The following is an 11,023-nucleotide window of genomic DNA, read 5'->3' as shown; positions in this document are numbered from 1 at the left end:
TCAATTCTGGAACAAGCTGAATCAATATGGCTTTTCCATTGCGCTCTAAGGGTATCAAATAAAGGTCGCACCCGTTTAGGATTACCTCAAGCAATTGCGGCTTACTTTCCGAATGCCCACCAACAACGCTGTATTACACACAAGTTAGAGGCATCGCACGGCATTTAAACTATGAGCAATTACCGCAACTAGACGCACAAAAACAATCGCTCAAACTGACTGATGCCAAGCAACAACGACGGTTTGAAATCACGAGTGATGCGGATGATATTTTCGAGGCAACCGATGTCAATCAAGCACAGAAACCGTTGCAAGACTTTGCTCAAAAGTGGCAATTGCTCGAACCAGATGCGGTGCGTACCTTCCTCAAAGATAGTGAATTAACGCTGACGTTCTATCAATTCCCTCACGACCTACACTGCCATGTTCGGACTACGAATCATCTTGAGCGATGGTTCCGTGAGTTTCGGGCGAAGTCCGATGAGATTGGTGCGTTTCCAAATGAAACGAGTTGTCTGACTGTGTTTTGTATGGTGCTGGAGCGCGATCATGCCAAACACAACCGAAAAGCCTCCGCGAATAATTCGTGACACTAACTCCGTTAAACTCAAGATCATAATCAAACGTCACGCCGTAATATGAAGCGATCGCACTGGTTGCAATCACCTCTGACGGCCCCATCAGCGTTAGCCCAGTCCCATAGTCAGATTCAAAGGTCGCCAATCTCTAGAGGGAATGAAGGATGCCCAGTAGTAGGGATGGCGATACTGAGAATCATTAAGGAACTCTCGCTGGGTGAGGAGGAGGGCATCGCTGCGTCCGGTGCCGTTGAGCAGACGATCGTAGTACTTTACCATCAGGTCTTTGGTGCCGTCGTCGCTGACTTTCCAGAGGCTAATGAGTTGGGTTTCGGCTCCGGCGAGGGTGAGGGCGCGGCGCAACCCATAAACGCTTTCACCGTTGGCAATGTCACCAAGTCCGGTTTCGCAGGCAGACAAAACGACCAGTTGAGTCCCGCGCAAATTGAGATTGCTGACTTCGAGAGCAGTGAGTATGCCGTCTTCGGTGCCACTTTTGCGGGGGTTGAATCCAGCGAGGGCAAGTCCGGCGCGCAGCAGGGGATTTTCGCCCAGTCCGATCGCGGGAGCGGTGGAGGTTCCTTCAAAGAGGGGGAGTGCGCTGGCGCGGGTTTTGTTGGGGGTAAGTGAAGGGAAATCTTGCAGGAAGAAGCCGTGGGTGGCGATGTGGAGGATGCGGGGAGATTGGATTTGTTGGAGCGCGTTTTCGGTAGCTTGAGAGCCTGTGAGAACGATCGCGTCAGGGAGTTTGGGAGAGATCGCTTTGGCTTCTGCGGCAGTGCCGGGAAGGGAATCAAATTTGAGGGTCGCGAGGTCGGTTGATCGCTGGCCCGATCTACGCTGTGAGGGGGAGATTGGCTGAATGGATTTTTGAGCAACGATGGGAGAATTGCTGCTGCGAAGCTGTGCGGTGGAATTGGGATCACCGGGACGATCGTAGTCGGGATTGGCAACGATTATGGGTGGCTGACGGCTGGGTGAATGGGTTTGCAAACGCAATAGATCACGTCCAGTTGTGAGATAGGTGATGGCGTAGGATTCGACGAGGTAGCGGTTTTGTTCGTCTACGAGGGCGGCGAAGGGGATGAGGTTGAGTTGGCTGTCGGGGGAGATCAGGAGTTGGCGGGTGTTGCCTAGTTTGGTGCGGATGGGCTGCATCAGGAGGGCATCGAGTTGACGGGCGACGGGTTTGGGGTCGATGTTGGATGATTGCAGAAGGCGACGGAATTTGGCGACGAGTTGGTCGATCGCGTCAGCTTCTCCTAAATCGATGGCTTGGATGGTGCCCTGGGGAGTGAGGGTGTAGGCGGCGTAGCGAGGTTTGCCCCATTGCTCAGATTGTTTGGCTTTAGGGTTGAAGGGTTGGTAGCGGATCAGGTCTACTAGAGCGGTATCGGCGGGGATTTGTTTTTGAATGGCTTCGAGGGTGATGGGCTGGCTTTGGGTGCGAAATTCGGCGCTGCGGTTGTTGAGGTCGGCTTCGAGTTGGGTGGCTTGTTGTTGGAGTTGGGTGATGCGGTCTTTGTATTGTTCAGGGGTGAGTTTGCCGAGTCCGCTGTAGTAGAGGGTGGCGAGTTGGGTGCGGACGGCTGCAAGGTCGTCAAAACGCTTTTGATCGGCGGGGGTGAGGTTTTGGCGCAGGCGTTGCGTTCCATCGGTGAGGGCATTGAGGATGCGACCTTTGCGGCGCAGGAGGGTGGTGAGGGCGAGACGGGCGGCGTTGGGGTTGTTGTTAGCAGATTGCAGGTGCAGGGAAATAGTAGCATCAGTGGTTCCGGCAATAGTAGCGAGATATGATTTCTTTTGTGCCTCTGCACCCACAGTGAGACTGATGTCCAGGTTACGTTCTTCGATTTGCAGCCCTTGAGTGAAGAGGTCGGTCGCATCTCCAGCATTTCCCTGACTCCAGTACAGCAATGCCATACTGTTGAGGCTGGTAGAAACCAGGGAATGGTTCTCACCCAGGAGGCGTTTTCTCAACTTCAGCGATTGTTTGTAGAGGAGTTCTGCCTCACCGTAGCGTCCCTGATTCTGGTACAGTCCTGCTAGATTGTTGAGGCCGGTGGCAACATCGGGATGATTCTCACCTAGGAGGCGTTTGTTCAACTCCAGCGATTGTTTGAAAAGGGGTTCTGCCTCAGCGTAGCGTCCCTGATTCTGGTACAGTCCTGCTAGATTGTTGAGGCCGGTGGCAACATCGGGATGATTCTCACCTAGGAGGCGTTTGTTCAACTCCAGCGATTGTTTGAAAAGGGGTTCTGCCTCAGCGTAGCGTCCCTGATTCTGGTACAGCAATGCTAGATTGTTGAGACTGGCGGCAACATCGGGATGGTTCTCACCCAGAATTCGTTTATGGATACTTAATGCTTGTTCTGCCAGGGGAATTGCCTCATTAAACTTGCCCTGCTGGTAAAGCTGCCCTACCTGTTGATTGAGCCGTGCTGCTTCCTTAAGTGCAGTTTCCTTCTCGGCAGAAAACGATCGACCCTCCTGACCCAAAACAGGCAGCACAACACTCGCAGAAACGCCAATGCTGGCAGCAAACAGACCCAGCGAAAGCAAAGTCGAAGCCATTTTTGACACGATCGGGCAACGTTGAGAAGTCATAGCACCAGGTAAAAACGTCTGTAGTGAGTTATCGCTCTCGATCGCCAAAACATATGCAAATCTCAAGCTCAGTAACTCCGATTCACAAAGTATTTGATCGAACACGCTCACAAAATTATTGATGCATAGAGATTATTTGTCCACGATCGCACCTCTAATCTTCAGCATTCGAGTTTGGAAGAGGAACGCACCCTACGGGAAGTGAAGCTACCGCACTTCAAACGACAAATTTCCAGCTTGAAAAAGGAGCGATCGTGTTTCAGACAAAAATTTTTGAGCTTTAAAGAGGAACGCACCCTACGGGAAGCGAAGCTATCGCTTTCCTAACAATAAATTTCGAGTTCTGAACGGGGACGAACACGCGGTGAATTGAAGCTACCGTGCTTCAAACGACAGACCTTGAGTTCCGAAGGGGAACGATCGTAGTTTGTTATGTTCAATCGCGGCATAGTTGCAAATATTCCGGCGAGTCCGCGGGCTAGAAAGACTCCGAAGCGGGGACGTAAGCCGATCTTCAACCCGGCAATCTTTCAGGAACGCTTTCGCCCCATCGAGCGAGTGTTCGCGTGGGAGGGTAAACTCCGGCGCTTATGGCTACGTTTTGAGCGCTTCAGCCAGTTGCACTACGGCTTGAAACCCTTGACATACAGTCTGATCAATCTCTGGCATTTCTGCCAGGGCTAATTCCTTTGTGATTCATCCCTTTTGAGGTTTCAGTGGCAGAACCCCAAACTAGTCCTGCCTTGAAATCGGGACTATGAGCAAAAGCAGCAAAGAAACGACTAAAAACGATCGTGCTGTTGCTTTACAAGCTCAATTTGACCTTGTTATTCAAGATTTCACAGCAGCTTTCAAACAAAACCCGCAACCAGTTGAATGCCAGTCGATCGCAGCAATTCTCATTATGGAAAATAGGGTCTCTAGAACCCTTACAGAAAAGAGGTTTGACAATTGTTCACAAACTCGTAAATCGCTGAAGCCCAATAGACTCGTTTCATAATGAGAATTGCTGAGTCGATCGAGTTGCTGTGGCTTATGTGGAAAGCCTGGAAAACCAGCGAAACGGTGAGGTGATCGAGGCTCGATCGTTTACTGCTTAATGGCTGGAGAACGGCAGTTTTATCGCAGATAATGAAGGTCGAGGCTTCTAATGCGCTTTCCTGCTGAAACTCATACCCGCTAAAGGACGGCAACCTGTGAAGCTGATCGAATCTTCATCCAGAAATCCTGCGATCGCCATCTCAATCACCGCTTCGATGGGCTGCTCGATTTGAGCCGCATAGGTCTGGAGTCCCAGCCTGATCTTGTCTGGAAGCATATTTAGGAAAGTCTGAGCTGCTTCAGGTGTGAGATGGTCTGTAGTGGTTTGCATCGATTCCTCCTACTTCATACGAGTGTTATAGCCTGGTCGAGCACTTTGGATCATCCGTGTTTCGAGATATTCAACCTCTAGAGGGGTTCGCCGTCCCATCTCTACGATAGCAATCCTGACATCATCCGAATCAAGTCGATCCACAAATGCCCAACTTAATGCTTTATGCCCATTCCGAAACCGTCGCCTGAGATTGTTGCCAATTCCAATATATAAGATTCCCTTCCTACGATGACGGAAGGCGTAAAACCCTGGATTAGAGGGCACTGTTTCAAAATCGCGACTGAGTGGATAACAACTTTCAAATGAGGTTAGCGAAAGAGTTTCAAGAATCTCCCGTGCTTCTTCTTTGAGCGCTTCACTCATCTTGCGACTCCAAAGAAGAATCAGTCGGAAACTCGTATCCTCTCGCTTTCAATGCTTCCTCAATGAGTAAAGCAACCATCTGTGATCGAGAACGCCGTTCCTTGGCTGCTTCACGATCAATCGCTTTGTCCACCCCTTCTTCCACGTATGCCGTTAACTTTGGCTTTTTCGTTGCCACAGACTCATTTTCTGATACCGCCATTGATCGTACCCTCCTAGCGTTAATTCACTGCATTTGTTTACAGAGTACTTCACTATGCGTGAGAGTGCGTTACTGTCTAGATGCACAAAAACTAGGGGTCTGACTCACAATCTTCCCCCTAGCTACATTCGTAAAGGCATTCTCATCATGGCAAACAAATGCCTGGGTTTGGGCTTAATTTCGATTGCCCTCCCATTATTTGATTCCCTTACCCGTATTTGCTTGTGGCAAGGCGGAACACTGGTAACAATACAGGGTAGACCACAACAGGCTACACGCACTCCATCCAAAAATGGAACGTTCAAATTTGTCCGTAGACTCAGGAGTGAAACCCAATGAACCGTGCAACTTCTCAAATCTAGGAAATGCCGTTAACGCTAAAGCCAGGAGAAATTATGCTTTATCTGGACTTGCACCGGATCAAGAATATATCGTCGATCGACGCGATCAAATTAGTTAGCAGAGAGCCTTGGCTTTGAGCCACAGCTACGTTACCGAACTTGGCATGGTGACAGTACGCAGGTTGGCATCTACGCGCTACTGCATTACGAACAGCGAGACTATAACTCTAAGTTAGAAGCTAACTATGCGACTGATGAGCAGTTTGAAGCGTTAGCAGCCCAAATCGTGCCCGATACCGCAGTTCACTTCACTTATCGGCTTAAGGAAGGTCGGGCAGTGGCGTAGATTGTGAGAGATCACCAAACAGATTTTGTGGAGACCCGATCTCTGTCGAGTCTTTTTTGTGGGATTTATTTTTAGCGCTATCATTGCCACAGGTAGAGCGATCGTTGAAGTGTTGAGCGTTCTGTCTCCAATTCAGAACCGCTTAAAGTGTTAAGCCAGATTCCGAAGTTGCAAGTAAGCCTGTATAATTCGAGCGATCGCGTTGCGCCTCAGAGACAATCGCCAAAGGAAGCTGAATATGTCCTATCAAGATAACGCCAATAAAAAGCGTTCTAGCTTGGCGAAAGCTTCTGTTGAGGAGCAATCGACCCAAAATGCAACTCCCAAAGAATCGCCTTCAAAAAAGAAAGCAGCCACTCGTAAACCTCAAAAGCCTAACCCAGAAGTTGCGAAGTCCTCAAAGACAAAATCCTCCGCTCTTTCAGAACACCCTAAAACGAGTCCTAATCTCTTTGGCGATCGTCAAACGACTCGAATGGCGGCGGCACTACCCATTTGGGAGGCAAGCAGCATTCTCACGCAGCGCAAACATCTCCCCTGGGATAATGACCTCAATGGGAAACTCTATTACGCACGAGATATTGGAGATGGGCAAGGCGCGATTCACTTCTGGGTGACAGAAAATTTAGAGGATGAGCGCCCCGCAACCTTAGCAGGTGCAGCCGCGCTTGCTGTCATCGACACGTTTGATATTCGGGCTGCTTGTATGCACTTGATCTATGCAGCTCAGATGGAGCGCCCTTGGGAGCAAGAGTTGATCATCGACGATCGTCAAATCGAAGCCTATTTGGGACTCAAAAAACGCACCGACAAAAACCGACAAGAAAAGTTAGCCCTGATCGAAGAATTAGCCAAGCAGCCCTGCAAAATTACAACCTTTATCTCTTGGGCAACTCAAGGCAAAATCAAAGGCTTCACCGTCGAAGAGGGGCGGCTGTGGCACTTGTTGGGAACTCACTATCACTATCAAGAAGATTTGTTCGGCAATAAAGAACTCACTAACATTACCTTCATCTTCAAAGCGGGACTGTGGGCAAAGTATTTTCTCAACGAAGAAGGACGAGGCGATCGCAGTGCTTATTGTCAGCAAGGAAATCTGCCCCAGGCTGTGCTAGAAAGCGTGATGAGTTTGTGGCAACACCGCGAAGGTGCAGCCCGTTTAATGGTGTGGCTACTGTTCAAAACGCAGTTTAATCGCCATGAGCCGCTGAATGTACAAGTCGTGATGGAAGTGGCTTACGGAGCCGAAAAAGTTGAGCAAGCAAGAACAAACAGCGAGTATCGTAAAAAACTAGCAAGCACCTGGGATGAAGACTTGTTGGCACTGCACGATCGCGGTTGGTTAATCCAATTTGACCCTAATACCTATCTCCCAGAAATTCAACCACCGGGGTTTGGGCGAGACGATATGCAGCGCCCACGAGGTTTTTTTGACAAGCTACTCGCTGCCTATCTGTGGATCACTCCCTCTGAAGACTGGATCGCAACCTCTCCAGAGTCATCTCAATCATCAGCAACTTTGCACACGCCTCAACCCAATGAAGTCGATTCTAAATTGACTGGGAGCCGAGTTAAAACGCTCCGGCAAGCTAAGGGATGGAGTCAGCGCAAGTTAGCAAAACTGTCAGGTTTGAGTCAAGGTTTGATTTCATTGATTGAAAACGAAGAACGATCGATTAGTTCTGAGAATGAGCAGATTTTAAATCGGATTTTCGAGTAAAAGCTTTTGTTACCAATGGTTTTAGCCTTTAGACAGACCTACAAGGTTAATCGGATTTACTTCAAAACTCAGTCATGATTACAGGTGATTACAGGGTGTGATTACAAAAAGTGATTACAAAAAGTGATTACAGATGATTACAAACTGAGCGATCGTATCTTTTGGCTTTGATGCTTCCCTAAACTGATGTTTCAAGGGATTTCAGCAGTTGTTCATCTAATGACCGCCTTTGAACTTAGTAATCAAGGCTGGCGATTATTAACTCATCACAATTGTTAAAAATCAGACGCTGAAAGGCTTTAGAAACGATTACACGCTTTCTAGAACCCTACCCCCAACCGAGTGATTACACCAGCTTTCTAGAACCTTACCCCACAGCAGCACTGATTACAGTTCATTCTAGAACCCTATCCCCAAAATCTTCTAGACCCCTACCCCTAAACCCCGCTAGAACCCCACTCCCAAAGCTCTAGAACCCTATCCCCATTATCTCTAGAACCCTACCCCCAATAGGCTGAAACCTCCCCTTTAAGTCTTCTAGAACCTCCCACCCAAAAATTCTAGACCCTCATACCCAACTCCTCTAGAACCCTACCCCCGATCGAGTGATTTAATCCTCGTGTTCTCAAGCTTTTAGAGGTGAAGACATTGATTACTGTAATCAAATTGATTACAGAATTGCTTGATTTTAGAGCCTGATCACTACTTGGCGTTTGCTATAACCGATCCCGATCAGACAACGATCGTTCAATAACCAAACGTGATCCGAGCGCGAGCGCAAAGTCATGACGCAATCAAAGCAAATCTTGAGTTGTAATCAGCGTTGGGAAAAGATATGAGCACGATCTCTTTTTCCCCTTCTCGCTATGTTCAGGAATGGAGCGACGAATTTCTTGCGCTCTTTCCGCATCGCTATGACTACATTTGGGCAGAGCATCCTAACCCTAGTACAAAGGTGGAGTGGAAAACTGAGACTCGTCACCCTCTCAGCGATCGAGTCATTCATCAGGGAAGTTATCTCTACGGCGTTCGCTTCGGGGCAGAAACTTGCTACTGCTTGCTCGATATTGACGCGGGCAGCCCTTATCACCCCAATCATGATCCGTTTGCCATTTCTCGCATCATTGCTGCCCTAGAACCGCTAGGACTGGTAGGTTATCTCATTTGTACCTCCAGCTACAGCGGCGGTTTGCATTTATATTTTCCATTTTCTAAAGCGCAGAGTAGCTGGCAGATCGCGATCGCCATTACAACGCTTCTTGAAAACGCTGGCTTCAAACTCAACCCCGGACAACTCGAAGCTTTTCCTAACCCCCGACCCTACATCGTCGAAGGTGCGCCCAGCCTATTCAACGCGCACCGGCTCCCGATGCAAACCGGTTCTTATCTCCTCAACTCAGACTTTCAACCCATCTGGAGTAACCAACAAGTCTTCGTTCAACAATGGAACTTTGCACAGGATCGCAATGATTTAGACGTCAAGCTCCTCAAGCAAATTCTCAAACAAGCCAAACGCAACCTCTTCCGCATTTCTGGGAAAGCCGATAAGTTCGTCAATGACCTCAACGCTGAAATCGAACTCGGTTGGACAGGTTCAGGACAAACTAACCGACTGTTGGGACGCATCACGATGCGATCGTACATCTTCCATCACGTTCTCTCTAGCGGGAAACCCCTCGAAGGAACCGCCTTAATTGAAGACATTATCGAAACGGCAAGAGCACTTCCCGGTTATCAGGAGTGGTGTCAGCATCAGCATGAGATCGAGCATCGCGCAGAAGAATGGGCAAAGTGTATTGAGAGTAGTCACTATTTCCACTACGGCGACCAGAAAGGAAAATTCAAGGCCACCTCTGAAGAGTTGAAGAAAGCGATCGAGCAGGCTCCCACCTGGAATCAACAGAGATCAGAACGAACAAGAGAACGTATTAGAAGTGCGATCGCAAATCTGCTGGAAACGGGATCACTGCCTTCTAATGCTACGGCTCGATTCAAAACACTATTGGGCTACAAGATTGGAGGTGGATCTCTCTATCGCCATCGAGACTTGTGGCATCCCAACTATTTAACTGAGGATAAATTTAGTCTTGGAAACGCTGTAAGAGAAGATGGACAGTCAGATTACGCTGGGGGCGCATCCGACTGTCACAGTCTCACAAGCTTATTACCTAGCCTTGATGGTAATGACTTGCCAGCTAATGGTTCTAGCGATTCTCTAGCCGAAATTCAGCCAGAGTTAGATGGTAATGCTTTATCAGAAGAGGGTTCTGGGTCTTTAGGCGGCGCTCAATTCGTTCAGCAAACCCTTGCAGATATTCAGGCACACCAAGCGGCAAGGCAGGAAGCGTCTCAAATCGCGGGGCAACGTCAGCAACAGATCAAGCGTGAAGCTTCAAATGCAAAACTGATTGCCCGGATGCAACAGTTTCTCGCGTCTGGCGATCCGATCTTGATGGCAGAGGCACTGGCATGGGCAGAAATCAATCCAAGAGTGTTGAACGTTTCGATGCAGTTGCTTCAAAACGATCTCCAAGACTCAACCCCTTTAGAAGACCAAAATCGCAGCTCTCCAAGTGACATGGGATAATGCAGGAGAAACCCACCGTCCAGAACTTGCAATGGCTAACTTTCAGGGCTTTGGCACTCCGCCTTCGGTCAAACCAAAAGCAAACGAAACGAAGAAGCGGGTTGAGTGGCAAGGGATGCCAAACCTTGACCTCGATACGTGCGTTGAGATGTGGCAAGCCGGACTTTTGCGATTGCGATTACCAGAAGGAGTGGAGGCACGATCTCTGATCGCTGCCGAAACAGAGTGGCTCGATCAGGCTGCCGCAGCCGAGTACATTGCGCCAGAAAAACAGGGTCAGGAGGCAATCTTTTACACGTCCCCACCGCCTGATTTTCTCCTCGAAGCCGCTGATTGGTATCTTTGCCCTGATGATCGTTGGAATCAAGATCCCGTTCCGCTTCAACAAATGATTCAGCGATTCCCAAGGGTGCGACCTCCATCCGATACATTGGAAAAAACCGATTACCTTTTGCTCCATAAGGGTTTTGAGTGCCTGTAAAATTGATCAATGAATAATCAAAAAGACTACTGTGAAATCGTTCAAAAACCTTATCAGCAGGAGGCTTGAGTCACTTTAGTATCAGGTAGAGGTCGCACCCATTCCCAACGGAACTTTTTCAGCTTTCTGGGTCGGGTCAACCGCCTGCATTTTATCCAGACCGCACTCCTGAGTACACGGACGCGCAAGAAACGGTGATGAGAGCGATTTTTCGGGAAACGACGCGCATTGGATGGTCGTTGCCTCAGTACAAGTGGTTTGTGATGGAACAGTTGCGGAAGACCACGGCACACGTCACGTATGATGATGCGGTTCAACTGCTGGCACAGTTGCAACAGATGGACAGTGAGCTAGAAGGCTGACCTCTTTCGTTTTCTTGTCGTCTCGTCGATCAACCGACAATAAAAAGTTTGGTTCTAGAAC

General features: G+C 48.9%; 9 protein-coding genes and 1 pseudogene. 6 read left to right on the top strand and 4 right to left on the bottom strand.

Annotated features, from left to right (window positions below; genetic code table 11):
• Window positions 1–75 precede the first annotated feature (75 nt).
• Window positions 76–590 (top strand): annotated as a pseudogene (locus C7B65_RS18540) (transposase); the annotation flags it as partial.
• 96 nt (window positions 591–686) lie between these two features.
• Here C7B65_RS18540 and C7B65_RS18535 read toward each other — a convergent pair.
• The 4 genes from C7B65_RS18535 to C7B65_RS18510 form a co-directional block, all read right to left on the bottom strand.
• Complete coding sequence (locus C7B65_RS18535; RefSeq protein ID WP_073074163.1) at window positions 687–3,185, bottom strand: CHAT domain-containing protein; 2,499 nt, start codon at window positions 3,183–3,185, stop codon at window positions 687–689.
• Between the two features lie 1,147 nt (window positions 3,186–4,332).
• Complete coding sequence (locus C7B65_RS18520; RefSeq protein WP_073074161.1) at window positions 4,333–4,557, bottom strand: hypothetical protein; 225 nt, start codon at window positions 4,555–4,557, stop codon at window positions 4,333–4,335.
• Between the two features lie 9 nt (window positions 4,558–4,566).
• On the bottom strand, window positions 4,567–4,923 hold the full coding sequence (locus C7B65_RS18515) for a GIY-YIG nuclease family protein (RefSeq protein ID WP_073074160.1): 357 nt from the start codon (window positions 4,921–4,923) through the stop codon (window positions 4,567–4,569).
• Window positions 4,916–5,125: a ribbon-helix-helix domain-containing protein gene (locus tag C7B65_RS18510; RefSeq protein WP_073074159.1), complete on the bottom strand. Its 210-nt coding sequence runs from the start codon at window positions 5,123–5,125 to the stop codon at window positions 4,916–4,918. Before C7B65_RS18510 ends, C7B65_RS18515 begins: the two co-directional genes overlap by 8 nt.
• 712 nt (window positions 5,126–5,837) lie before the next feature.
• Between C7B65_RS18510 and C7B65_RS29335 the strand changes: the two genes are divergently transcribed.
• From C7B65_RS29335 to C7B65_RS27940, 5 genes are all read left to right on the top strand, one after another.
• On the top strand, window positions 5,838–5,966 hold the full coding sequence (locus C7B65_RS29335; RefSeq protein WP_262983559.1) for a hypothetical protein: 129 nt from the start codon (window positions 5,838–5,840) through the stop codon (window positions 5,964–5,966).
• Window positions 5,967–6,050: 84 nt separating this feature from the next.
• Entirely contained in the window at window positions 6,051–7,532 is a 1,482-nt protein-coding gene (locus C7B65_RS18505) for a helix-turn-helix domain-containing protein (RefSeq protein WP_083583094.1), read from the top strand.
• A gap of 835 nt (window positions 7,533–8,367) precedes the next feature.
• The gene (locus C7B65_RS18500; protein WP_073074158.1) at window positions 8,368–10,119 is read left to right on the top strand and encodes a hypothetical protein; all 1,752 of its coding nucleotides are present in this window, start codon (window positions 8,368–8,370) and stop codon (window positions 10,117–10,119) included.
• Window positions 10,106–10,600, top strand: coding sequence for a hypothetical protein (locus C7B65_RS18495; protein ID WP_073074157.1), 495 nt, complete (start codon window positions 10,106–10,108; stop codon window positions 10,598–10,600). Before C7B65_RS18500 ends, C7B65_RS18495 begins: the two co-directional genes overlap by 14 nt.
• A 197-nt stretch (window positions 10,601–10,797) precedes the next feature.
• Complete coding sequence (locus tag C7B65_RS27940; RefSeq protein ID WP_181314438.1) at window positions 10,798–10,962, top strand: hypothetical protein; 165 nt, start codon at window positions 10,798–10,800, stop codon at window positions 10,960–10,962.
• The last annotated feature ends 61 nt before the right edge of the window (window positions 10,963–11,023 follow it).

It is taken from the genome of Phormidesmis priestleyi ULC007 (assembly GCF_003003695.1).
In the GTDB taxonomy this organism is placed as follows: domain Bacteria; phylum Cyanobacteriota; class Cyanobacteriia; order Leptolyngbyales; family Leptolyngbyaceae; genus Phormidesmis_A; species Phormidesmis_A priestleyi_A.
This window is presented reverse-complemented; position numbering and strand designations above follow the sequence as displayed.

What these genes read in the sequence shown, in the direction of transcription:
- C7B65_RS18510 (WP_073074159.1), bottom strand. Translation starts at nt 5,125, where the DNA reads ATGGCGGTATCAGAAAATGAGTCTGTGGCAACGAAAAAGCCAAAGTTA.
- C7B65_RS27940 (WP_181314438.1), top strand. Translation starts at nt 10,798, where the DNA reads ATGAGAGCGATTTTTCGGGAAACGACGCGCATTGGATGGTCGTTGCCT.
- C7B65_RS18535 (WP_073074163.1), bottom strand. Translation starts at nt 3,185, where the DNA reads ATGACTTCTCAACGTTGCCCGATCGTGTCAAAAATGGCTTCGACTTTG.
- C7B65_RS18500 (WP_073074158.1), top strand. Translation starts at nt 8,368, where the DNA reads ATGAGCACGATCTCTTTTTCCCCTTCTCGCTATGTTCAGGAATGGAGC.
- C7B65_RS18515 (WP_073074160.1), bottom strand. Translation starts at nt 4,923, where the DNA reads ATGAGTGAAGCGCTCAAAGAAGAAGCACGGGAGATTCTTGAAACTCTT.
- C7B65_RS18520 (WP_073074161.1), bottom strand. Translation starts at nt 4,557, where the DNA reads ATGCAAACCACTACAGACCATCTCACACCTGAAGCAGCTCAGACTTTC.
- C7B65_RS18505 (WP_083583094.1), top strand. Translation starts at nt 6,051, where the DNA reads ATGTCCTATCAAGATAACGCCAATAAAAAGCGTTCTAGCTTGGCGAAA.